20 protein-coding genes and 3 pseudogenes are annotated in these 21941 nt (G+C 57.6%); 11 read left to right on the top strand and 12 right to left on the bottom strand.

The annotated features are described in order from the left end of the window. Positions 1–108 precede the first annotated feature (108 nt). Together ACIQ17_RS16715 and ACIQ17_RS16720 are read right to left on the bottom strand one after the other, a co-directional pair. On the bottom strand, positions 109–351 hold the full coding sequence (locus ACIQ17_RS16715; protein WP_398470185.1) for a ribbon-helix-helix domain-containing protein: 243 nt from the start codon (positions 349–351) through the stop codon (positions 109–111). Positions 352–397: 46 nt separating this feature from the next. Continuing rightward, complete coding sequence (locus tag ACIQ17_RS16720; RefSeq protein WP_398470186.1) at positions 398–619, bottom strand: hypothetical protein; 222 nt, start codon at positions 617–619, stop codon at positions 398–400. Between the two features lie 279 nt (positions 620–898). Between ACIQ17_RS16720 and ACIQ17_RS16725 the strand changes: the two genes are divergently transcribed. Beyond that, the gene (locus ACIQ17_RS16725; RefSeq protein ID WP_398470187.1) at positions 899–1078 is read left to right on the top strand and encodes a DUF3606 domain-containing protein; all 180 of its coding nucleotides are present in this window, start codon (positions 899–901) and stop codon (positions 1076–1078) included. A gap of 189 nt (positions 1079–1267) precedes the next feature. Next, complete coding sequence (locus ACIQ17_RS16730; protein WP_398470188.1) at positions 1268–1426, top strand: hypothetical protein; 159 nt, start codon at positions 1268–1270, stop codon at positions 1424–1426. Between the two features lie 1115 nt (positions 1427–2541). Here ACIQ17_RS16730 and ACIQ17_RS16735 read toward each other — a convergent pair. Both ACIQ17_RS16735 and ACIQ17_RS16740 read right to left on the bottom strand, forming a co-directional pair. Continuing rightward, on the bottom strand, positions 2542–2850 hold the full coding sequence (locus ACIQ17_RS16735) for a hypothetical protein (protein WP_398470189.1): 309 nt from the start codon (positions 2848–2850) through the stop codon (positions 2542–2544). A gap of 1446 nt (positions 2851–4296) precedes the next feature. Next, positions 4297–4482: a hypothetical protein gene (locus tag ACIQ17_RS16740; RefSeq protein WP_398470190.1), complete on the bottom strand. Its 186-nt coding sequence runs from the start codon at positions 4480–4482 to the stop codon at positions 4297–4299. Between the two features lie 124 nt (positions 4483–4606). Between ACIQ17_RS16740 and ACIQ17_RS16745 the strand changes: the two genes are divergently transcribed. Beyond that, a complete protein-coding gene (locus ACIQ17_RS16745) occupies positions 4607–4810 on the top strand; it encodes a hypothetical protein (protein WP_398470191.1) in 204 nt (67 codons plus the stop codon). A gap of 326 nt (positions 4811–5136) precedes the next feature. Here ACIQ17_RS16745 and ACIQ17_RS16750 read toward each other — a convergent pair whose 3' ends face one another. The 3 genes and pseudogenes from ACIQ17_RS16750 to ACIQ17_RS16760 all read right to left on the bottom strand — a co-directional run. Further along, positions 5137–6312, bottom strand: coding sequence for an acetate/propionate family kinase (locus ACIQ17_RS16750; RefSeq protein WP_398470192.1), 1176 nt, complete (start codon positions 6310–6312; stop codon positions 5137–5139). A gap of 3 nt (positions 6313–6315) precedes the next feature. Further along, on the bottom strand, positions 6316–8700 hold the full coding sequence (locus tag ACIQ17_RS16755; RefSeq protein WP_398470193.1) for a phosphoketolase: 2385 nt from the start codon (positions 8698–8700) through the stop codon (positions 6316–6318). A 92-nt stretch (positions 8701–8792) separates the two neighbouring features. Continuing rightward, positions 8793–9198: pseudogene (locus ACIQ17_RS16760) on the bottom strand (hypothetical protein); the annotation flags it as partial. Between ACIQ17_RS16760 and ACIQ17_RS16765 the strand changes: the two are divergent. The 5 genes and pseudogenes from ACIQ17_RS16765 to ACIQ17_RS16785 all read left to right on the top strand — a co-directional run. Beyond that, positions 9186–9404, top strand: a pseudogene (locus ACIQ17_RS16765) (ferritin-like domain-containing protein); the annotation flags it as partial. The pseudogenes ACIQ17_RS16760 and ACIQ17_RS16765 sit on opposite strands and share 13 nt — an antisense overlap. Positions 9405–9995: 591 nt before the next feature. Further along, positions 9996–11684, top strand: a complete 1689-nt coding sequence (locus ACIQ17_RS16770) for a methyl-accepting chemotaxis protein (RefSeq protein WP_398470194.1) — start codon at positions 9996–9998, stop codon at positions 11682–11684. A gap of 160 nt (positions 11685–11844) precedes the next feature. Beyond that, positions 11845–12231 (top strand): helix-turn-helix domain-containing protein, encoded by a 387-nt coding sequence (locus ACIQ17_RS16775; protein ID WP_398470195.1) that lies wholly within the window; start codon positions 11845–11847, stop codon positions 12229–12231. A 319-nt stretch (positions 12232–12550) separates the two neighbouring features. Then, a pseudogene (locus ACIQ17_RS16780) lies at positions 12551–12873 on the top strand (methyl-accepting chemotaxis protein); the annotation flags it as partial. A gap of 216 nt (positions 12874–13089) precedes the next feature. Continuing rightward, on the top strand, positions 13090–13263 hold the full coding sequence (locus tag ACIQ17_RS16785) for a hypothetical protein (RefSeq protein ID WP_398470196.1): 174 nt from the start codon (positions 13090–13092) through the stop codon (positions 13261–13263). On the opposite strand, the gene ACIQ17_RS16790 is transcribed toward ACIQ17_RS16785, so the two are convergent. Both ACIQ17_RS16790 and ACIQ17_RS16795 read right to left on the bottom strand, forming a co-directional pair. Continuing rightward, positions 13260–13445 carry an EAL domain-containing protein gene (locus ACIQ17_RS16790; RefSeq protein ID WP_398470197.1) on the bottom strand — a complete coding sequence of 62 codons (186 nt, stop codon included), beginning with the start codon at positions 13443–13445 and terminating at the stop codon, positions 13260–13262. The genes ACIQ17_RS16785 and ACIQ17_RS16790 overlap by 4 nt on opposite strands. Further along, positions 13445–13894 carry a hypothetical protein gene (locus tag ACIQ17_RS16795; protein ID WP_398470198.1) on the bottom strand — a complete coding sequence of 150 codons (450 nt, stop codon included), beginning with the start codon at positions 13892–13894 and terminating at the stop codon, positions 13445–13447. Before ACIQ17_RS16795 ends, ACIQ17_RS16790 begins: the two co-directional genes overlap by 1 nt. Positions 13895–14908: 1014 nt before the next feature. Between ACIQ17_RS16795 and ACIQ17_RS16800 the strand changes: the two genes are divergently transcribed. Next, positions 14909–15163 carry a ribbon-helix-helix domain-containing protein gene (locus ACIQ17_RS16800; RefSeq protein WP_398470199.1) on the top strand — a complete coding sequence of 85 codons (255 nt, stop codon included), beginning with the start codon at positions 14909–14911 and terminating at the stop codon, positions 15161–15163. Positions 15164–15335: 172 nt separating this feature from the next. After that, complete coding sequence (locus ACIQ17_RS16805) at positions 15336–16598, top strand: sensor histidine kinase (protein ID WP_398470200.1); 1263 nt, start codon at positions 15336–15338, stop codon at positions 16596–16598. 70 nt (positions 16599–16668) lie between these two features. Here the strand turns inward: ACIQ17_RS16805 and ACIQ17_RS16810 are convergent, their stop codons facing one another. Continuing rightward, on the bottom strand, positions 16669–18591 hold the full coding sequence (locus ACIQ17_RS16810) for a PAS domain S-box protein (RefSeq protein WP_398470201.1): 1923 nt from the start codon (positions 18589–18591) through the stop codon (positions 16669–16671). A gap of 729 nt (positions 18592–19320) precedes the next feature. Between ACIQ17_RS16810 and ACIQ17_RS16815 the strand changes: the two genes are divergently transcribed. After that, positions 19321–19551: a hypothetical protein gene (locus ACIQ17_RS16815; RefSeq protein ID WP_398470202.1), complete on the top strand. Its 231-nt coding sequence runs from the start codon at positions 19321–19323 to the stop codon at positions 19549–19551. 63 nt (positions 19552–19614) lie between these two features. Here ACIQ17_RS16815 and ACIQ17_RS16820 read toward each other — a convergent pair whose 3' ends face one another. Together ACIQ17_RS16820 and ACIQ17_RS16825 are read right to left on the bottom strand one after the other, a co-directional pair. Next, a complete protein-coding gene (locus tag ACIQ17_RS16820) occupies positions 19615–19863 on the bottom strand; it encodes a response regulator (protein WP_398470203.1) in 249 nt (82 codons plus the stop codon). A gap of 416 nt (positions 19864–20279) precedes the next feature. Then, on the bottom strand, positions 20280–21053 hold the full coding sequence (locus ACIQ17_RS16825) for an EAL domain-containing protein (RefSeq protein WP_398470204.1): 774 nt from the start codon (positions 21051–21053) through the stop codon (positions 20280–20282). Positions 21054–21941: the final 888 nt, after the last annotated feature.

Consider the following 21941-nt stretch of genomic DNA (forward strand, 5'->3'; position numbering starts at 1 on the left):
AGCTGCGAGGCTTCAGCTTTGCAAAAAAAAGCGTGCATTTGCGGCGATGTGGCTGGCTTGGCTGTATGCCTGCAAACTCTCGACTGTCAGCCGCTGCTTGTGTCGTGGCTAGTCTTTGAAGTTTAGTTGCGACGAACTACCGCCCGATAAGGCGCTCTTCAAGACAAAGACACGAACAACGGACGAGAGATTGCCTCTCTGCTTGTCTGCTGCGATCGACTCGACAAGTTGGGACGTGGTCAAGCCTCGCGCTCGTGCGATAGACTTGAATGCATCCCAGAACTCGTCCTCCAGGCTAATGCTGGTCTTCGTTTGGCCGAGTGAGATCGATCTTTTTCGAACTGCGCTCATGATCTTCGCATTGAAAATGACGCTAAGGCCACCGCCCACTGAATGACTAAGCCGGCCGACGCATTTGACGAAGTTGTTTCGCCGCCCGGATCCCCGCGCGCGTCAAGGTGTAGAGCACGGCTTTTTTGGTCGCACGGCCCTCGGCCCAGCCGAGGTCTTCCAGTCTCTTGAATGAATTCAGCGGGGCGTCTACTGCGACGCGCATGGAACCGCCGAAAGCATGAATATCCATAATCAATTGTTTGTCTTGCTCTTCTGGTCTCGGCATGGCGCTTCAACAATCAAATGGGACAAAAAAAGCAGCTCCCATGCGACTGAGGGCTGGCAATGGAAAATGGCTAGGTGAAACGACTGTGGGGGAAATGTTGCCTCGGCCGACATTGCTCGACGATGATACACGAAACCGAGGTTTAGCGTCGGCCCTCTACCGGACACATCTCCAGCTCTCTAGGATTAATCCTTAGCGATCACGCGATCGGCGGAACCGCAGATTGTGGTTATGCCGATAGACGCCATATATACGTCCGTGGAGTAGCTCGGGTGGAATATGGCGGATGATGCAAAAGCATCAGTTGACGGCGGCTACACGCCCGACTTCCTGGCGTTTAAGCATGGCATTTCGGTCAAAGAAGCGATCGAACTCATCAAGCATGTAGGCCAAAACCGGAATGCGCTCGACAAGGCGGCATCTAGGCTTAGAGCTACCGCGCTCCGAAGACCCAAGTAGATCCGCCGTCGGCTAGCGGGGGACGCCGACACCCGCCGGCATCTCGCTCAAATCCCATGCCGCCAACGTTTCTCAGGTTCCGTTAACTCGGTGGAAAGCGTCCTTATTGCCGTTACAACATTTACAGGTTGTTGCGCGGCACAAATACAGGCGTCTGGTATTACGCTCCGCATGGGGAGCTACACCATCATGCAAGTCGAGGAAGGGTTCGTTGTGCTGGCCGATGGTCGGCCGCAGCTTCTTTTCGAGCGCGCTGAAGATGCAGAGGCGGTGATCGACCAAGTTGGGACGCTTGGCGATCTGCCGGACTTTCAGTGGTTCGTTTTAGACTGCCCGTCGTCTTCCTGACCGCTGGCCTTTGCAAGGAGCCCAGCGTGATTATGCCGCATCCGGTTGCTCAGTGTTCGAGCGTCGACTTGACGAGCATCAAGTGCCGGTGTCGCCGCTTTCGCTATTGCGAGACGATATCTAACAGTTTCAGGTTTTAGATGGCACCTCCATAGCACCTCTCCGTAAAGTCCCGATGGTCGCCGCTTCGGCCGCGAGCGAGGGAGGTTTGCGCTCAATCTATGAGGGGACGGCTATGAGAAACTACGATACGCTCCGCGGGCGCGGCATGCGTGATCTTGCGTCAAGTTTGATAGGTTCACCTCACTTCAGTCAAACTCGACAGTGCGTCGTCTTCCACTATCTCCGTGACGGGGCTCCGCAAGAGGTGTGGCTTCGTATTGACTCGCAGGTCTGTGCAGACACAGCGCTTGAGCTTTTCTGGGTCGCTTGGCCAGCATTGATCAAGAGGTTGGACAGCATCGATCCAATCGATGGCATCGTTATGCCGGACTTCTCGATTTGACGCGCTCGGTTGTTGAATTACGGCGCGAGCGCTACTCAACTTCGCACGGAGGATTGAAGATGCGCTTTTTGATGGTGCCATTATCGTTTTTCGCGATAAGCGAAGCTTCGGCCCAGCAAACTTACACCATTCAAAACTGGCCTTCGGAACTCGACAGGGTGCCGTGTGAGGCCTGGAAGAGAAACCCTGATGGGTCTATCGGGCAAACTGGCACCATAATCGTTGGCCGAACGAAGATGAGTGGGAATAGCTTAAGAACACTGTTGAAGCGGGAATGATAGAAAAGAAATGCTCAGCGGTTTTGAAATAGATGCAAGGGTCATACAGGTGCAGCGGTCTTTATTCGTCAGCGCGGACATCTATATTTCGTCGCGCCGAGCGCGGTACATAACGACGAGAGCGCAAATGAAGATCAGCAGAAAGATAACCGCGCAAGCTAAACTTGTAGCGCGATCAGCCTCCCAACGCTCGAGCCAAACAATATCCCCGTTCGGGTTGACGCGTATAAGCTCCGCTTTATGCGAGACTTTCGAGGTTGCTAAATACGAAGCGGCAAACAATGCTGCAGCAATTCCAGACAGACTTGCGACGACAGCTGAAGCTCGCATGTTCATCCTGTTCCAGACGCGCGGTGGCGATCATCTGGGAGCGCGGGACCAGTTTTTGACACGCTCTCTTGTTGGCCTTTCCAGAGCGAGATGTACGATATCACGAAAGACAAGCCGCTCACGCACAAAAAGCCGAAATAGACTTTCCGATCAAGCTGCCAATTTTCAAGCCAGATGACGTCGCCGTTTGGATTAGACATGATTTCAGCGGCATTTCTCAAATATTCGTCTGTTGAAATCGCGAAGTATCGCCAGGCCGAGACGGCAAATGCAACCGTCGATACGGCAAATATTTTTGCAGAAGCGCGCATTGTCCATCCTATTCCATAGTCGTCGAGGCGAGTTACGGGCTAGTTGGTCACCACCATTGAGGTGGCGGCTTACTGCGCCTCGTTGCCAGGATGATCGTCACGACCAGCACCAAAAATATGATCAGCGTGATGACGTCGTGAAGTCGCCCGTCCACCATCACGGCAGTGCCCGGTGTCCGGTATCAGTAGCATATAGCTCGCCGTCCCGCTCTTCGATCCGACCGAGCTCTCGCAGCCGTTGAATCTTCGCGTCGCTTACCTTGGTGAACCGATGTCGCCGAGCAATGATGTCTCGGAGCGCCCACCGAAGCGCGATGTCATCCATGATTTCGGTCATCTAATGTCCATGGTTGGAACGGTCGGAGGCTAGCTTTTTTCGTCCCGCCTGACATTCGTCAATGGCATTATGGCTGCAATCGCGACTGAGTGATACTAATTCGGCGTTGCTGCACGAGATGATCTTAGGAATGTCAGGTACCGGGCGATACTCCAAGTCGAGCGAGATAGAGCTTTTGGTAAAGTATTTCTCCCAGATCCGAGAGGCCGAGCTCAGATCCGTCATTCTCCGCACAGTTAAGGCAGTGGCAGAGACAGCGCCTACATCCGCTAAGAGAAAGTGATTGTTCGAGAGTATTGCAGATGCAGAAGCTATCATCGACGAAGTCGGAGCGACGCCACAGGGCAATGCTGCGTCGTCCGGCATCGCGCAACACATGCCGCCATGCTGCGCGAGGCAAGGGAGGCCAGGCTTCCTAAACAGGCTAAATACCGATATGCCTATGGCGTGCGGTTGAAGCTCATCTTGCGCAATGCCGACACCGCGCCGAAAGCCGCCCAGTTTTCATCCTCTGGGCGGCTTTTTGCGAGCAACGCATGCTCGTTCCTCAAACAACTCTGCGGTTGCGATCAAACTGGGAAGGTACTCATTCTCCGGCCCTAACATCTTCGCCAGACGGCGGTGGGCGGCTGCACTTTTCAGCAGATGAGCGACAGTCGACGGCCGATAAGGTTCGGCAGGATGCAATTTCGATGTAGGCATGAGGCGAATTCGATCGAATAGTCGAAAGCCCCGGCCGGGGAGATCGGGGCTTTCTTCTGTCTGGGGGTGAGTGAGTTGGGTCACTCGCAAAACCAACGTCGGCCGCTGGAAACAGTTTCCGAGATCTCCCGGCCTTGAGCGACGTAGTGAACGGTCGGTTCAACCAATTCCGACAAGTCTAATCAGCGGCATTCGTGTTCGGGTTGAAGCATTCAATCGAGCGCAGTGGCCCAATCGAGCCGCGAGGCGGAGCTCGGCGCACCCGCGGCCCGAGGATGATTTCGGTGGTGGTGACACATGCCCGCTCCAAGAACAGCCATCGACGACGATGGACCAGCCGCTGGAATAACGCTGCCCCGCGTATGCCTCACACAGCAAAAAGCCCGCCGGTGAGGGCAGGCTGATAGTCACTTCTCAGGATGCCCGGAACCTGGCGGTGTGGTCTTCGGCGCTTTACCGTCCTCGACCCGCCCCTCGTTGCGAAGGTCGCGGCCCTCTTGAGCCTTTTTCTTGCTCTCCGCATCTTTGCCGTGCTCGTTCAATTCTTCCTTGACGAAGCCGGCGCCTTCTTTGATCTCGCCTCTAATGCTCATCTCAATCCTCCTTAGGCCGTCGGGACCAACCAACACGGCCGAAGCGGAAAAGGTCCGTCGCAGTCGGCGATCAGGTGCGGGGAGAGGTCGACTCAGCCGTCTTGACGACAGCGGGAGTGGGCGCATGATCTTCGTCATGCGCTACGAGATGCGGCTCCTCGATAACGGCTGGGCGGTCTGGGACACGCAGGCTAACGCGCCTGCGATCGTCGAGGGGCGCTGGCAGACCGGCATGGCCATGGACGATGCCGACGATTTAACGGACCTGCTGAATACATTGGATCGCCTTCAGCAGGAAGCGAACGCTGGGCCGAGCAATTTGGCCTGAGCGCCGGTTGCTCCAGAGCGTGGGCGTGGCGACGACGTGGCGGATATACGCCCGGCACGATTACAGGCTTGGGCTTCGGAAGCAATGTGGGCAATGTTGGAAGTGAGATCGGTTCATCTCGGCTTTTCCTGACTGCCGTCGTCTTACCGCGGGTGCCCAATAATGTCGCCAAGGCCGCACGTGAGGGGTCCTCATCGTCGATGATGCAGACGCAAGCTTGATCGAGCACAGTGTCCGTCCATTGGATAGATGAAAGAGGCGTTGCGGTGGATTTGCTGTTGGCGAGATAGCATCAACGTGCTTCCCGTCGCACGTCGTCCACATGCTTACATCGCACTCAGTTCAACCGCAACGTGCTCCGCAATCATCGTTTCCTCGCTGGTCCGCATTACTCGGACTTCAACGACCGCTTCCTCTGAGGAAACCAGGCCATTTTCCGGGATCTCATGAGCCTTAAGATTGACGCCCAACCAGGATAACTCCGCACAAACTCGCCGCCGAACAACGTCGCTATTCTCTCCTATCCCGCCCGTAAAAACGATCCCATCCAATCCCTGAAGGCTTTGAGCCATCGAGACGATACCCGCAGCAACCCGGCGACAGAACATGTCGATTGCTAATCCTGCTTCCGGAACGCGGGATTGAAGCAATGTTCGCATGTCGCCAGACACACCTGACACGCCGAGCAAACCGGATTGTTCGTACAGCATACGCTGCAGTTCGTCGGGCGCCGGTTTCTCGGCATCGAGCATGTAAAGCACTGCGGCAGGGTCGATGGATCCGCACCGCGTCGCCATCATGAGACCATCGAGCGGCGTCAGTCCCATCGTCGTATCGATACTCTTGCCGCCCCGCATTCCGCAAAGACTGGCACCACTTCCCAGATGTGCGATGACGACACGGCCGACGGCAAGCCGAGGCGAAACTTTCGGCAAACGGGAGGCGATGTATTCATAGGAAAGTCCGTGAAAGCCGTATTTTCGGAGTCCTCTACGCTCGAACCTTCCCGGCAACGGCAGACGCCGCAATACCGGATCGATCGTCCGGTGAAAGGCGGTATCGAAACAAGCGATTTGGGGCATTGCAGGGCGCCTCGAAGCGATGACGAGGATCGGTTCGAGGCAGTTAGTCTGATGAAGCGGCGCCAGCGGCGAGAGATCAGCAAGTTTTTTCGTGATCTCCGCCGTAACGAAGACTGGATCGAGGAAGTCCGACCCGCCGTGTACTACGCGATGTCCCACAGCGGCCACTTGAGCAACAGCCGTCTGCGTATCCAGCCATGCGAGGAGTTCATCAAGCGTATCGTCGCCCGATGGACCGGCAGCGTGCCCCTCGAAAACGACCGCTCCGGCCGTATCGAGCAACTGCAAGCGAGGCGCTGCCGCGTGTTTGTCGAGCAGGCCTTTGTACCGGAGCGCCACGCCTTTCTTCTCGATTGAGAACACGCCGATCTTAATCGTTGACGAACCAGCATTGAGGACGAGCACCGTTCGATCGCTCATAGCTCAATCGCCCGCCTCGGCCGCCGTCTTGTAGGGCCATCCCCAATCCCTGATCTCCGGCATGTCCTCGCCGTATTCGCGGACGTAGCGTGTGTGTTCGATCAGGCGCCCTTGTAGATGCTGCTTGACGTCCGCGGCGGCGAGACCGAGGGATGGCACTCTCTCGATCACCTCGATCGCCAGATGGAAACGATCAAGTTCGTTGAGAACGACCATGTCAAAAGGCGTCGTCGTGGTTCCTTCCTCTTCGAAGCCGCGCACGTGGATGCCTGCGTGATTGGCCCGGGCGTAGGTGAGCCGATGTATGAGATGCGGGTATCCATGGAATGCGAAGATGACCGGCTTGTCGCGTGTGAAGATGCCGTCGAAATCGCGATCCTTGAGGCCGTGCGGATGCTGGTCGCGACCCTGCAAGGTCATCAGATCCACGACGTTGACGACGCGGATCGAGAGCCTCGGAAAGAGTTTCCGCAGCAGATCGACCGCAGCCAACGTCTCCAGCGTCGGGACATCGCCGCAGCACGCCATGACCACGTCCGGCTCCTGTCCAGGTTTTTCGGTTCCCGCCCACGACCAGATGCCGATCCCAGCCGCGCAATGCACCGCTGCCTGATCAATGGTTAGCCACTGCGGGGCGGGCTGCTTTCCCGCGACGATGACGTTAATTCGGTCGTAGGTCCGCAAGCAGTGATCCGTGATCCAGAGCAGAGTGTTGGCGTCCGGCGGGAAGTAGATCCGTACAATATCCGCCTTCTTGTTGGCGACGTGATCGACGAAGCCGGGATCTTGGTGGCTGAATCCGTTGTGGTCCTGACGCCAGACGTGAGACGTTAGGAGGTAGTTGAATGAGGCGATCGGACGGCGCCACGGCAGGGCGCGCGACACCTTCAGCCACTTTGCGTGCTGATTGAACATCGAGTCCACGATGTGAACGAAGGCTTCGTAGCAGGAGAAGAAGCCGTGCCGCCCGGTCAGGAGGTAGCCCTCCAGCCAACCCTGGCACAAATGCTCGCTCAGCACCTCCATGACGCGGCCGTCCTGCGACAGATGTTCGTCGTAGTCCTCGATCTTTTCCATCCAGGCGCGGCCGGTGACGTCGAACACGGCATCGAGCCTATTGGAGGCGGTCTCGTCTGGACCCATGATCCGGAAATTGCGCGCCTCCAGATTGAGCTTCATAACATCGCGTAGAAATTGACCCACGACCCGGGTCGCTTCCGCAATTCGGCCGCCAGGCTCGCGCACGTCCACGGCATGCGCGCGGAAATCCGGAAGCTTCAACTCGCGCTTCAGCAGGCCGCCGTTGGCATTGGGATTGCTCCCCATTCGGCGTTTGCCCTCTGGAGCGAGCGCGCGGAGTCCGGCATCAAGACGCCCCTGATCGTCAAACAGGTCGTCGGGCCGGTAGCTCCGCAGCCATTGCTCGAGCTGGACAAGGTGGTCGGCATTGCCTCGGGGATCGGAGATGGGGACTTGGTGAGCCCGCCAAAATCCCTCGACCTTCTTGCCATCGACTTCCTTCGGTCCGGTCCAACCCTTCGGGCTTCGCAGGACGATCAGCGGCCAGTTCGGACGCGAGGTCCGCGTATCGGCTTCGCGCGCGGCAGTCTGGATCGCCGAGATGCGTTCCAGGACCGTGTCCATGGTCTCCGCCATCGTCGCGTGCATCGAAGCCGGATCGCTGCCCTCCACAAAGAACGGATCATGGCCGTAGCCGATGAACAGGCTCCGTAGTTCGTCGTCCGACATCCGTCCGAGCACCGTCGGATTGGCGATCTTGTAGCCGTTGAGGTGGAGGATCGGCAGAACGGCGCCGTCATGTGCTGGGTTGATGAACTTGTTCGAATGCCATGATGCCGCGAGGGGACCGGTTTCGGCTTCGCCGTCACCGACGACGCATGCGACGATCAGGTCCGGGTTGTCGAAGGCGGCACCGTAGGCGTGGAGGAGGGCATAGCCGAGCTCGCCGCCCTCATGAATGGAGCCTGGCGTTTCTGGAGCGGCGTGGCTCGGAATGCCGCCCGGAAAGGAGAACTGCCGGAAGAGCTTCCGAAGGCCGTCGGCATCGTTGCCGATCTCGGGATAGATCTCGGCGTAGGTCCCCTCCAGATAGGTGTTCGCCACCATGCCGGGACCGCCGTGGCCCGGTCCGCATACGTAGATCATATTGAGATCGCGTGCGCGGATGACGCGATTGAGATGCGCGTAGATGAAGTTCAGGCCGGGCGTCGTACCCCAATGACCAAGCAGTCGTGGCTTCACGTGGTCGAGGCGCAGCGGCTCCCGGAGTAGCGGATTGTCGAGGAGATAAGTCTGGCCCACCGACAAATAATTGGCTGCTCGCCAGTAGCGGTCGAGCTCTATCAGGTCGTTTTTATCGTTCTGCATGACGTCATCTCCGAACGAGCTTCGATGCTGTCGCAGCCACCGCTGCGATGGCATCCGAACCTAATACCGTCAGTGTGACGGCAGTATGGTGGTCAGGGAGACGACGCATCTCGGTCGAACGTCATGTCCATGCACTTCGACACATCGGTCCCCAGTCCCGAGGCGATCGTGATGCGCGCCTTTATCTTTTTGGCCGAGAAGTGTCGTTGGCCCACATGACGTAGCCGCCGGATCCGTAGAAGGAATTGGTGTTCGTCGGCTCTGTCTCGGCTGCGTCGAACGCGTAGTTCCCGTCTTCAGCGAAAATGCGACCTTCTTCGTGCAACCGCCATCGGTCTGGACGCTGATCACCTGCTTGTTGTCGCGGGTGAATACCAAGCTGACCGTGCATCTATAGTATTCGGACGTACGCGCGTTGAAAAGTTAGGCGTAGGACCGACGTGTCACGGTGCCGAGTTTGCTCAGGCTCAATCCGCGGCTGCATGCCCGCGCTTGATGCCGGTCTCGCCGCTTCGGCCCAGGCGGTGGAGCACTATGAGATTTTAAGGTACGGCACGCTCTCGACGTGGGCGAAGGAACTTGGCCTCAAGGTCGCGGTGACTCTGCTCCACGCGACGCTCAAGGAAGAGAAGGCAACCGATGCCGCGCTTTCCACGTTGGCAAAGTCGGTCGTCAATGTCGAAGCCGAAGAAGGCCTCCAGTAAGCGAGACGGCTGCGCCTCCGCGAGCAGACGCGCGCAGCCGTTCTCTACTTTCATCTGGTGAAACCGACGGACGACTGCCGAGATGATGCTGCTCGTTGCTTTCGGCGCACTGGTTCTTCTTACAGCTTGGCTGCCGATGGTGCTCAAGGAAGCGCCTCTATCGCTCCCGATCATGTGTGTCGCCGCAATAGGAGCAATGGCCGGAATAGCATCGATTTAACCGTGCCGCACCCGGCATCAAATTTGCCTTCTGCGCAACGACTACCTGATATTGCAGTTGTGTTCTGATTCGCGTTTGTCGCGATTTTGAGTTCACACGCAATTCAAGCGGGCTGATGTCAACGTAGGTAAGATTAAGCGAATCTAATGTGGATCGGTTAGTCCGCCAGGTTGAACGGAAAAGCGAAGCTTGCGCGCGGAGGCTCCATCAAGCGAAAGATTGGCCCTTCAGACCAGGCGCCCATGAAGTGAAGTGCAAACGTTTACTGAAGCGAGCGCGACAAGACCCGTCACGATTAACGGAGCTCTAATGAACGCATGCATATTCTATGTAACGGCACCACGTTACTGCATGCCTTTTGGAGCTAATCGGTGAAGCGAATCTACGACCTCCCTGTGTCTGCTAAGCTCGGCCTCTTGGTCGGTGTGACTCTCGTCGGCCTCTGCCTCGCGGGTCTCCAAGCTATCCGTCTTGTAAACAGTGAAATGCAGGCTTCGCGTATGGAGCAGGTGCGCGCGATCGTAGAGACCGCTCGCAATATGGCGTTCGGACTGCAGAAGCAAACTGCAAACGGCGAGCTGACGAAAGATGCCGCTATAGCGGAATTCATCAAGCGTGCCCGCACGATGACCTATGAAAACGGGAACGGCTACATATTCGCGTACGACATGAACGGCGTCGCCCTGGTCACGCCGGACCCGAAACAATTCGGCACCAACCGGCTGGACGTCCCGACGAATGGCCGGGCATTGACGCGTGAACTGCGCGATGGGGTCGCCGCCAAGGGCGACGTGGTCCTTTACTATGAATACATGAAACCTGGTTCCAACGCACTGATACGCAAATTTTCATATGCGGTGGCTGTACCGGAGTGGAATCTTTTCGTGGGGACTGGGGCCTATCTCGACGATCTGAACGCAAAACTGACTCCCATCATCTGGTCGTTGGCTGTGGCCCTTCTCGCGATAGCCGTGGTCGCGGGGGGGATCGCCTGGCTGATAGGCCGGGGTATCACCAGGCCGCTCGACGCGCTCGGTTCGAGGATGCAGACGCTCGCTGCCGGTGAGCTGGAAGCCGAGATTCCCGGAAGCGGCCGACGCGACGAGATCGGGTCGATGGCGCGATCCGTCCAGGTGTTCAAGGACAATGCCCTGCGCATGCGCATTCTTGAACAGGAGGAAGCCGCCGTGCAGCGCAAGTCAGCGGATGAGCGACGGTCAACGATGAATGATCTAGCCGATGGATTCGAACGCAGCATTAACAGCGTAGTCAAATCGGTAGCGGCATCGGCTGCAGAGATGCAGCAGACCGCTTCCACGATGAGCGGTGCGGCCGATGAGGCCAGCGACAAAGTGGCCACAGTAAGCTCAGCCTCGGAAAACGCGTTGCACAACGTGCAGACCGTCGCAGCGGCGGCCGAAGAGCTGACGGTCTCCGTCGAGGAAATCTCGCGGCAGGTCGCCCAGTCGACAGCCATAGCCAGGCAAGCAGTGGGAGAAGCGGATCGGACTAACGCAACCGTTCAGATGTTGTCGGGCGCGGCAGAGAAGATCGGTGTCGTCGTGCAGCTCATCGATACGATCGCAGCTCAAACGAACCTGCTGGCATTGAATGCGACGATCGAGGCCGCGCGTGCCGGCGACGCGGGCCGTGGCTTTGCAGTCGTCGCGTCCGAGGTCAAAGCTCTTGCCACGCAGACGGCAAAAGCGACCGACGAAATTACTGCTCAAGTGGCGAGCATGCAATCGACGACGAGCGACGCGGTCGCGGCGATTGGAAGCATCAGCTCCACCATCGAAAGGATGAACGAGATCTCGATGGTGATTTCATCGGCCGTCGAGGAACAGGGCGCCGCGACTCGTGAAATCGCGCGAAACATCCAAGCCGCGGCATCCGGTTCGAGCGAGATCACCACGAACATCGGTGGCGTTCGCGCTGCGGCGTCCGCAACCGGGGCGGCCGCGAGCGAAGTGTTAAGCAGCGCGCGAGACCTTGATGGACAAGCGAATATGCTGCAATCCGCGGTAGCCCAGTTTCTTTCGCAGATCCGCGCAGCTTAGTCTCTGGCTCGCGCTTCGGGCTAATACTGACGAAACTGCTAAGCGGCCGTGTGCAATTGTGGCGCACGGCACGCTTTCGAGCGCAATCGCGATCGGCTATCGTGAACCATCCACTCAGTGCGAAAGCTTAGAGCTGCTCGTCACCCCTCAAGGATTTGTTATGGCCATTCTGAAACCAAGAAGTGTTAGCCAAAAGGATGCGGAGATCGGCCTTCGCATCAGGGCGAAGCGCCTGCAAGCTGATATGAGCCAGGAAAAATTGGGCACAGAGCTTGGCGTGTCTTTCCAGCAAGTTCAGAAATACGAAAAGGGCACCAATCGCGTCAGTTCTGCGCGCCTGCACGAGATCGCCGACGCCTTGGGTTGCAACGTTGTCGAGCTCATGACCGGAGGATTCACCCCACAAGTTGCCGAAGGCTCTCCAATCACTGAGTTCCTCGCCACGGGCGACGGCCTCAGGATGGTCCGGGCAATGATGGCCATCGAGGACGTAAAGGTGAGGCGCTCTCTCATCTCGCTTGCCGAGACCTTAGGACCTGGCGCTTAGGAGGCTCGCGACGCAACTTCTTCGCGCCAATGCTCATTCGGTGGGAGCACCGCGTGTTTGCCGGACCCGACAGCTAATAGGCTTGGGTCTAACCTCACGCTTATGACCAACTCGACTCAGTCACATGTTGGGGAGGACCGCTGGAAGCGTTCGCAATCGCTGTTATGCATCTCAACCTATGCCGACCGTTCGACCTCACTACCTGCCCCGCAACGACGAGAAGCTACCCCGCTCATGTGCCAAGCGAGGAGCAATTCCGCATAATTGCAATCCGGCGATCAAGCTTGCTTCGATCATAAGAAACGCTGATGGGTACATCATCGCCAGCCGGATCAATCTCCTCGCGCGCAACGCAACGATAGAATCGGCTCGTGCCGGCGAGGCTGGGCGCGGATTCGCCGTCGTCGTTTCCGAAGTGAAGAATCTCGCCAATCAGGCCAAGCAGGCAACCGAAAAACAAGCGAGATCGACGGACTCAGCGGTGTGAGCGGCGATGTGCTCGGTGCCATCGCCACGATCAAGACGGCGATTGCGACGGTCAACGAGTTCATGAGTTCGACGGCCGCGGCCGTTGAGGAGCAGAGTGCGCTGACGAACGACATGTCGGTGAACATGCAGAAGGCTGGCGCTGAACTGGCATAGTCGGCTGCCGAGGCGCTACGTCCGTCTCGAACTTGCTGGGAGCCCGTCGACCGCTCATCTTCTCCGCCGAATCCAGACGAATGCCGAAGCATGAGACTTCGACAGGTCGGTCGGGTGTAACATCCGCAAAATGCGCGTAGTGGGCGATGGCGTCGAATCCGCGATAATGCTATCCGAGATGGACAGAGTGACTTGTAACGACCAGAAGGAGGTCGAATGTCTACTCGTTTCGAAGTAATTGAACTTGGTAATTACCGAGGTTGGGCTATCCAGATCACTTGGCCGGACGGCAGGAAAGAACAGCTGATTGGGGTCTACACTTCGATGGAAGCTGCCGCCGAGAATGTGCCGACCGCAGCCAAACATTTCCTCGCGGATCATCAGGGTTAAACGGAGCGTAGCTCGCCCGTGCGGCTTCGTGCCAAAAGGTACTCGACCTCGCGTTGCGGTAACGGTCGCGAATATCTGAAGCCTTGCACCTCATCGCAATTCTTCGCGCGCAAAAATGCCTCCTGCGCTTCGGTCTCAACTCCTTCCGCCGTAACCGATAGGCCAAGATTATGCGCCAGCACTATGATAGAGCTGGCGATGGATCAACGGATGCCTCGAACAATCGACGGTGCTCTTCGACCTCGCGGCGAAACGCTTCCGATATGTGCCTAACCGTCATCTCGGTTCGTGCTTTCTCACGCTGGGTCAAAGGCAACCAGCGGAACACCAGTAACGATAGGACGATTGTCGCTGCGACGACGTTCAGCAGCTTTGGGATAAACAATAGGAAGGGTTGTCCCAAAATGCCGGCGATCTCGACAGGGAAGAGGCCGTACTGCAACCCGAAGTAGGCGCCGAAGTATATGTTCTCGACGACGCTCCGCGCCGTGTCGATCGTCACGACGATCAGGAGAAGTTTCCCCGTGCCGAGCGTGCCCTTGTACCTCGCGAAGGCGACCGCCACGGTCACGAGGACGGCGGACCAGACGCAAACGATTACCCAATAGATCAACGCGGCGACTAGACTCATCATCAAGCTCGATTTTCACATCTCAAATCCATGCAGTCATTCTGGGAGGGCGACTGGTAAACTTATCTTTGCTCACGCGTCGCGATTATCGTCCGCATTCATTTTTGCCGGCAAAGCGTCACCCAATCGGTTTCGTAGCTAACGAAATGTACTGCGGGGCATTGTTAAGGCTTATGGAGCCATAGATTTGAGCAGTTCGCGAATTAGGGAACAGCGAGCGAAGGGCCAGGAAGAAGCATGTGCTTTGCTTACGCCAGTTCGCCGTAGCATTGTTTTCAAACACGGCATTCGGACAGGCGCCGGTGGGCCGGAGAAAAAGCTGGCAAGAACAGCACCAACGCGTCTGTCGCTGGGCGGAACTCTTTCACCGACGGAAAAGAAAGATGACGGCGGCGTATGCGGGCAGGGTCAACAACCGCGGCGCTGCGTGGGCCGTCGCCGTCGATTTCCAACTCAACGTAACGCTGCGAAGAAGCCTAGCCCATTGAACGGCAGTAGATCCGCAACGGCGCTTATCCGATGACGAACTGCGACAGACTAAAACTCGCGCATCCAGTGCGACGGGATAACGTCGTGCCGCGCGACGGTCGCGACCTCATGTCCAGCTCCATCTGAGATCCGAATGGCTCTCGGTGCTGAAGTCGACTCTCGAATCGCGGCAGCGAGTCTCTCAACCCAACATGTGCCTCGGCGACTGCGGCGCCTTCGTCTGTAAACTCTGCGCCATCGCGATCCATAAAGGTCGCTCCCGAATCATACAGTATGTTGAGATGGGTAAACCGGCATGATACCTCCAACGGCACATAGTATCGCCCGGCGACCGATCCTTCAGTCCGATGCCCGACATGATTCGATATTTTCGATGACGCCCGTCGTCGCAGGCGCCTGGGACTAAGGTCACGAGCTTACCTAGGGGGCGGCTCTCCATCTGCAAGCTTTAAGGGAGTTGCGGAGTCCGTCGCCCGTACTACAGTTATGCCTTTACGGCGGATCGCAGACAGCAGGAGGGGCCGAATGAAATCGCCGGTTGCGAAGCGATCCATCAATTTACGCGGACACAAAACGAGCGTTAGTCTGGAGGAGGCGTTCTGGAGCGGCCTGAAGGAAATTGCGGACGGTCGAGGCATGACACTGTCGGAGCTCGTGAACGAAGTGGATAGGCAGCGTGCGCATAAGAATCTTTCATCAGCGATAAGGTTGTCGGTTCTCGCGCATTATCGGAAGCAAAACGGTGCCGGGAACGGCTCTACCGGCGATGCGAAAGACTGACTGGCTTAACCTCGAACTCTCAGAGAGAGCAAAACCACTGCCGGTTCCAAGTGCCGCCACGTTCGAGAATAAATTTCTTTCTAACTCTACGAGGTTCCAGTCGAAGATTGTCTTGCGACGCATCGAAGATAGCTCCACCCTACTCACGAACAATCGCGTTACAGGATACAATATGACCGACGAGGTCGGACGAGACGAACTCGCATATCGCCTCCATCAGCAGACGTTGCTTGTCGAATTCGGTCGTTCGGCATTGCAAATGCGCGATTTGCCGGGGACTCTCCAACGAGCTTGCGAACTATCGGCCAAAGGCTTGAATGCCCCTTTCGCGAAGGTCTTGGAATACGATGCCGGGTTGGTCCGGCTTGTGGTCCGCGCCGGGGTCGGGTGGCGCGAGGGCACGATCGATCAGGCCAGCCTTGGGGCCGATCTGGATTCTCCGGCCGGGTTCGCCTATCGCACCGGAACCGCTATTATTTCCAACCATCTGGCTGAAGAGACGCGTTTTCGGACGCCCGCTCTGTTGGCATCGCACGGAATCAAGCGCGCCGTGAACGTCCTGATCAGGAAAGGGGGCGACGGAGAGGCACCCTTCGGCATTTTGGAAGTTGATAGTCCAGACCCAGGGCAGTTCGATACGGCAGATGCTGGATTTCTGGCTGGTTTCGCGGCACTGCTTGGCATAGCGATAGAGCGCCAGCAATCGGACCAACGACTACGAGAGCTGGCGGAGCACCAGGAAACGCTTTCGCGGGAGATGAGCCATCGCGTGAAAAACAGTCTCGCTTCGGTTGCCGGCCTCCTTCATCTTCAAGCCAAGGCGTCCGACATCGCGGAGGTGCGCAAGGCCTTGGAGAGCGCTGCCGCGCGGGTCGTCTCCATCGCGGAGGTTCACGATCACCTGTGGAAAAGCGCGCAGGTCGGCTTCGTTGAACTTTCCGACTTCGTCGGAGCCCTCTGCGCACGGTTGCAAGATTTTTCATTCGGGCACAGCGTGACCTACGCGTGCGACAACATGCTTCTTTCCGCCGACAAAGCCATTCCGCTGGGCCTCCTGGTGAACGAGCTCGTCACCAACGCGGCCAAACACGCCTTTCTAGACGTCACCGGATCAATCCATGTGTCGGTCAAGCACTGCTCCGATTTTGTATCCGTAGAAGTTGCCGACCAAGGCAAGGGTCTTCCTATGGGTTTCGATCTGAACGCGCCTCGCAATAGCCTCGGCCTCCGCGTGGTGACGGCGATGCTCCGGCAACTGAACGGCGAGATCACGATCGTACCGAATATGCCGAACGGGACCCGCTTCCAGCTTAACATTCCGATCCGCGACTCGGTAGCCGGCGAAGCATTGAAGCCGAAAATGCCGTCCGAGTCCGATAATGGCGAAATCACGAGCCCGAACGTGCTCGAAGAAACGGCCAAGGGCTCGAAATGAAGATGGTCCGCGCATATTGACGCAGCAGTCGGAGTGCAAGCGACCGAGCATAAGCGATGACCGCAGCACTTTAGCCCCGAAAGGCATCCCCTACGGCTCTGCCGAGATCGAATTGCGTGAACGGTTTGGCGAGGCGCAGACAGTCGGAGCCCGTGCCAGCTTGATATTCCGCGTAACCTGTCGCTAACACGATCGGAAGTCCGGGCCAGCGTGTCCTTACAATCTCAATCAATTGTGTGCCGGTCATTTCAGGCATGGCTTGGTCGGTAATGATGAGTTGCACGTCCCTATCCTCCTCGAGAATGGAAATCGCGCGCGCTCCCGAAGGGGCATCGATCACCGAATGCCCGAGATCCTCCAGCATGGCGACCGCGCTCATCAGGACAAGCGGATCGTCGTCGACAACGAGAATTTTCCGTGCATCCACTCGGGCGACCAGCGTTTCTGTCTCGGTCGAAATGGGATGAATCTCTTGGTTGGCGATCGGAAGCCAAAGCTCGGCCGTCGTCCCTTCGCCGGGCTTACTGCGAAGCACGAAGCGGCCGCCCGATTGTTCGCACAGTCCGTGAACCATCGAAAGTCCGAGCCCTGTTCCCTTTCCGACTCCCTTCGTCGTGAAAAATGGATCGGTCGCCTGACGTAAGGTCGCCTCGTCCATGCCGGCTCCGTCGTCCGCCACCGCGATGCAGATGTGCGTCGGAACCGAAGAAAGCGTGCCAGCGTCATCGGTAGCCCTCACCGAAATGACGATCTTCCCGTCGCCGCCGGTCATCGCATCCCGCGCGTTCACTACGAGATTCAAAAGTGCCATTTCAAGCTGGTTGGCGTCCGCCAGGACGACACTCTTTCCGTGCGCGAAACGTGTTTCAATCCTCACCGCCGGGCCGACGGTCTGGCTCAAAAGATCCGTCATTCCATAGACAAGAAGCTGCATGTCGATCGGTTCGGGATGCAGCTCCTGACGGCGGGCGAAGGCAAGCATTCGTTTGGTAAGAGTCGCACCGCGTTCGGCACCATGAACCGCGTTCTCTAGCAGCTTTCTGGCGCGCGGATTATCCGGCAGCAACTTTCGCAACATCGACAGACTGCCCATGATGGCCATGAGGAGATTGTTGAAATCGTGCGCTACGCCACCCGTGAGCCTACCAATTGCCTCGAGCTTCTGCGACTGGAACAGCGCTTCCCGGGCCTTATCAAGAGCCGCAGCGGCTTCCCGCCTTTCGGTAATATCCCGTGTGATTTTTGCGAAGCCGACGAGCTTGCCATCGTCGGCCTTGATGGGATCGATGACGACGTGGGCCCAGAAGCGCTCGCCGTTTTTTCGCAAACGCCAGCCTTCGTGTTCAAAACGGCCGTCGCTGTGTACGCGGTCCAGCGCCTTCTGTGGCTCGCCCGACAGCCGGTCCTCGTCGGTATAGAACCGAGAGAAGTGCTCGCCGATGATCTCGTCCGGTGCGTAGCCCTTGATACGCTGGGCGCCAGCGTTCCAGCTGTTGATGCGTCCCGAAGGATCCAGCATAAAGATCGCGTAGTCCGTCACGCCCTGAACAAGTAGGCGAAACTGCTCCTGGCTCTGCCTCAAGGCGTCTTGGGCTAGTTTCCGTTCCGTGAGGTCGCGGGTGATCTTGACGAAACCGAGGTGCGTGCCGTCGGCGGCGATGATTGGATCTATGACCACATAGGCCCAGAATTTCCCACCGTCCTGGCGAACCCGCCAGCCTTCGGCCTCGAATTTTCCCTCTCTCAGTGCTGTTTCCAGCGCCCGGATCGGCAGACCGGTCGCCTGGTCCTCCGCGGTGTAGAAGCGGGAGAAGTGATGACCAACGATCTCGTCCGCGCGATACCCTTTAAATCGCTCCGCGCCAGGGTTCCAGCTGGCCACGATGCCCGACGGATCCAACATATATATCGCGTAGTCCTTTACCGCTTCGATCAGGATCCGGTAGCGGCTTTCATCGTCGATTAAATTGGCGGCAGTTTGATCAAAGGTCATCGAGGGACAATAGGAGGGATTTCGTGTAAGCTCGCAATACGCTTGAGACGGCTATTGGTTTCAGTCCCGAAGAAAAATCGGTGAAGCCCCGTGGAGAACACGCGTGAAAAGGGGCGGAGGACGCTGAATCTTCGACGGGACAATACTGGCCTGTTCCGCGCTAAACCGGACAGTGGGATGACGATCGACAGCCACAGGCCCGTATCTCGCCATTCCCCGCTTCAATGTGCCCTGTAGGCCGCGCAAAACCGATTTATCCAGAGTTTTGCCGAAACCTTCCCGCTCCGATGGAGCCGGTGGGGGGTGCGAAGCATATTCGGGTGCATTCCAGGCGAAGGTCGCCTCCTTCCACCGTCAAGCCGATCTGCAATCGGCCGGCGGAAGTGGACAAAGCGCCGTATTTGGCCGCGTTCGTCGCAGGCTCATGCAGAAGCAAGGCGAAAGAGGTCAAGGTGGCGCCCGAAATGGCTACGTCCGGCCCAGAAATCGCGATGCGCGAGGAGCCCGGTTCGTCATGGGGCGCCAATATGGCTTTAAGCAGTGCCACGACGGAGGTCGTCGAGGGAGCCACATCGTTCATATCTCTAAGATCCGGCAACGTCAGATCGTGAGCCCGTGCCAACGATTTCATCGCTCGGTGAGATCGGTCGTCAGCTCACCCACGCTCGTGGCCGTCCTGGCGCTCAACATGATCAGGCCCGAGGTTAGACTGAAGAGGTTCTTGATTCGATGGCTGATCTCGCGCAAGAAGACATCCTGCTGCGCTCGAGTTATTTCGTGTCTCGTCAGAGCCTTAGTCAGCGTGACGGGGTGCCTGTCCTTTTGGCGGCCGGCCTCGTCGAGCGCCTCCGCATAGGCCTTCAATTCGACTCGTTGCGCCGCGAGCTGTTGCCGTTGCCTATAGAGCTCGAAGAAAACCTCTGGCTTACTTCGCGCACGTCGGGTTCGATCGGCTTCTGAATGAAGTCGACCGCGCCCGCCTCGTAACCGCGGAACGGCGCTGACCGTCGGCGCTTCCTGCGGTTACGAAAATACGAGAATCCGTCGCGTCCGCTCGTTCCCGCGCGTCAACTCGGCTAGTTCGAAGCCATCGAGCGCCGGCATCTGGACATCGACGAGCGCCGGCGCCACCTCGTTCTGCAAGAGCAGTTCCGAGGCTTGGTCGTCCGATCGGGCTTTCAAAAGAACGAGATCGTCCCGGCGAGGCAGCGCTTCGAGGGAGAGCAGGTTCTCCTCGAGGTCGTCGATCAGCAGAAACGGAACGGGATGCATGACGCGTCTATTGCTTTTTGAGAGATTCCGAGATCTCCTTCAGCGACATGACTTGGCCGTCGGGACACCTAGCGATGGCTGATAGCGGCATAGTCGACGCGAATGCCGGCGGGTTTTTGAATCAGGCCCATCCACCAGCCTAGAGAATGGACTTCAGCCCCGCGGATCCGTCGCTGTTGGCACCGGTAAGCACGACGGCAACCAGATCCGGTCCATCGGGCCTCTGCAGCGGTTTCGAAAAGAACATCGATGGAGGGGCGGGAGAACATCACGGCCTCGTCGTTAGATCGTGCAAGGCTTTTAAGCTCAACGAGACCAACGCGCCTGAGCTCAGCGCTCACGCACAGATGCGGAAGGCGCAAAGCCGCTTCCTAAATATCATGTACGGGCTGGCACCAAGAGTTTCTTGCAACCGATCAGATCGCGGCGCGATCGAGTGAAAGGTCAACGCCGGATACGTGCGGTAACGACATCAAACCGGGCTTCGCGAAATAATAGCCCTGGAAGAGTGTGATGCCGGCCGCTCGCAACACCGTGAGTTCAGCTTCATTTTCAACGCCCTCAGCCAGAACAACGATATCAAGCGCGTTGGCTATTTGGACCAAGCCGGCAATGATCACCTGTTTTGGCTGGCTGAGGTGAATGTCGCGCAACAATTCCATATCTATTTTGATGAGGTCGGGCTGCATCTGCGAGAGCAGGCCAAGGCCCGCATAACCGGCACCGAAGTCGTCAAGAGCAGTGATGAAGCCGAGCTTGCGATAGGCAGCAACGATACGCTTGACATGCTGCGTATCGGTCATCTTCTCGTTTTCGGTAAACTCGAACATGAGCCTTTTATGAGGGAAATTAGCCCGCCGAGCTGCGGCTAAAGACTTTTGAATGCATGCGTTTGGCTCATAGACCGCGTTAGGCATGAAGTTGATCGAGAGCATAATGTCATCGTGGCCAAAGAGTTGGCCAGCGGTCTCGATCGCCATCACACGCGCGCGTTGGTCGAAGCGGTAGCGATTCTCTTCCGTAACCTGACTGAGGATGGAGTGCGCGGACTCGCCATTCGTACCCCGGATCAACGCCTCGTATCCCCAAACCCTTCTCGCGCTGACGTCAACGATCGGCTGGAAAGCCATCTTGAACTCAAATGGAAGCGTGTTTTCGTCCCGACATCCCGCGCAAACGTTTCCGCTCATGGCTAAGGCTCCCTTTTGTGTCTGAGCGTAACAATATCCCTTTGCGATTTCGCGACTGTTAATCACGTATGTCTCGCGCCCGACACTTTCAATCGAAGAGCTTACGAATGACATCCGCGCTCGCTTTCCATAAGAGCGCCCACTCTGAATACCGCCATTTAGCTCTATCCAGCGACCGCGGTCTGGTCGAAGACCGACAACGCCCTTAGGATGGAGGTGACACGCAGAAGGTGAGTGCAGAGCATCTTTGCGCTGAGCATCCGGTCGATGGCTCAGCAGGCAATTGCCGCTGCCGTTTCGCCGCGTTCTGGCCAAGCGATAGCGGGGCGTGAGGCCAAAGCTGCCACTTCTGCAATCGCGGCTTCTGCGGAGGCAAGCGAGTCAAACGTGAGTTGGGGCTGCTCGTCCGCCAGCACCACATACCGATTGTCGATCTTTCGAATTGTATACTCGAACATAGCATAGCTTAACGACAAAGCTATCATCCGGTTGCGTTGCATGTAAACGCTTGTCGAAGCGGCTTAACCGATGGTTAGGCCGATTTGTAAAATTTAGCTGCTTTCAGGCGACCTGAAGGCCACCCGTAGCACCGCTCAGTCGATCTCTTCGCCGACACTCGTGCTCAGCCGTGCGCGCCGTAAGCTTAGTCCGCGGGTTGAGCCTAGGTGCGCCCCTATTGCTAAGGAGGACACCGGGACCGCGCGGAAGATGCCTAGCTGGTTAGTGACTCCTAAATTGCTCGAGGGCTCGCCATGGAGAACACCAAGCAGCAAAACTCATCGGGCTCTGGAATGAGCTGCGGAAAGCTCGTGGCCCAGCCGGTACGCAAACCGCAACCGGATGCTTGAGAAACTGGCGGAGGAAGCCGATGCCAACCCAGCCGCTTGT

This window comes from Tardiphaga sp. (genome assembly GCF_044340795.1).
In the GTDB taxonomy this organism is placed as follows: domain Bacteria; phylum Pseudomonadota; class Alphaproteobacteria; order Rhizobiales; family Xanthobacteraceae; genus Tardiphaga.

What these genes read in the sequence shown, in the direction of transcription:
- ACIQ17_RS16715 (WP_398470185.1), bottom strand. Translation starts at nt 351, where the DNA reads ATGAGCGCAGTTCGAAAAAGATCGATCTCACTCGGCCAAACGAAGACC.
- ACIQ17_RS16720 (WP_398470186.1), bottom strand. Translation starts at nt 619, where the DNA reads ATGCCGAGACCAGAAGAGCAAGACAAACAATTGATTATGGATATTCAT.
- ACIQ17_RS16725 (WP_398470187.1), top strand. Translation starts at nt 899, where the DNA reads ATGGCGGATGATGCAAAAGCATCAGTTGACGGCGGCTACACGCCCGAC.
- ACIQ17_RS16730 (WP_398470188.1), top strand. Translation starts at nt 1,268, where the DNA reads ATGCAAGTCGAGGAAGGGTTCGTTGTGCTGGCCGATGGTCGGCCGCAG.
- ACIQ17_RS16735 (WP_398470189.1), bottom strand. Translation starts at nt 2,850, where the DNA reads ATGCGCGCTTCTGCAAAAATATTTGCCGTATCGACGGTTGCATTTGCC.
- ACIQ17_RS16740 (WP_398470190.1), bottom strand. Translation starts at nt 4,482, where the DNA reads ATGAGCATTAGAGGCGAGATCAAAGAAGGCGCCGGCTTCGTCAAGGAA.
- ACIQ17_RS16745 (WP_398470191.1), top strand. Translation starts at nt 4,607, where the DNA reads ATGATCTTCGTCATGCGCTACGAGATGCGGCTCCTCGATAACGGCTGG.
- ACIQ17_RS16750 (WP_398470192.1), bottom strand. Translation starts at nt 6,312, where the DNA reads ATGAGCGATCGAACGGTGCTCGTCCTCAATGCTGGTTCGTCAACGATT.
- ACIQ17_RS16755 (WP_398470193.1), bottom strand. Translation starts at nt 8,700, where the DNA reads ATGCAGAACGATAAAAACGACCTGATAGAGCTCGACCGCTACTGGCGA.
- ACIQ17_RS16775 (WP_398470195.1), top strand. Translation starts at nt 11,845, where the DNA reads ATGGCCATTCTGAAACCAAGAAGTGTTAGCCAAAAGGATGCGGAGATC.
- ACIQ17_RS16785 (WP_398470196.1), top strand. Translation starts at nt 13,090, where the DNA reads ATGTCTACTCGTTTCGAAGTAATTGAACTTGGTAATTACCGAGGTTGG.
- ACIQ17_RS16795 (WP_398470198.1), bottom strand. Translation starts at nt 13,894, where the DNA reads ATGAGTCTAGTCGCCGCGTTGATCTATTGGGTAATCGTTTGCGTCTGG.
- ACIQ17_RS16800 (WP_398470199.1), top strand. Translation starts at nt 14,909, where the DNA reads ATGAAATCGCCGGTTGCGAAGCGATCCATCAATTTACGCGGACACAAA.
- ACIQ17_RS16805 (WP_398470200.1), top strand. Translation starts at nt 15,336, where the DNA reads ATGACCGACGAGGTCGGACGAGACGAACTCGCATATCGCCTCCATCAG.
- ACIQ17_RS16810 (WP_398470201.1), bottom strand. Translation starts at nt 18,591, where the DNA reads ATGACCTTTGATCAAACTGCCGCCAATTTAATCGACGATGAAAGCCGC.
- ACIQ17_RS16815 (WP_398470202.1), top strand. Translation starts at nt 19,321, where the DNA reads ATGGCTGATCTCGCGCAAGAAGACATCCTGCTGCGCTCGAGTTATTTC.
- ACIQ17_RS16820 (WP_398470203.1), bottom strand. Translation starts at nt 19,863, where the DNA reads ATGCATCCCGTTCCGTTTCTGCTGATCGACGACCTCGAGGAGAACCTG.
- ACIQ17_RS16825 (WP_398470204.1), bottom strand. Translation starts at nt 21,053, where the DNA reads ATGAGCGGAAACGTTTGCGCGGGATGTCGGGACGAAAACACGCTTCCA.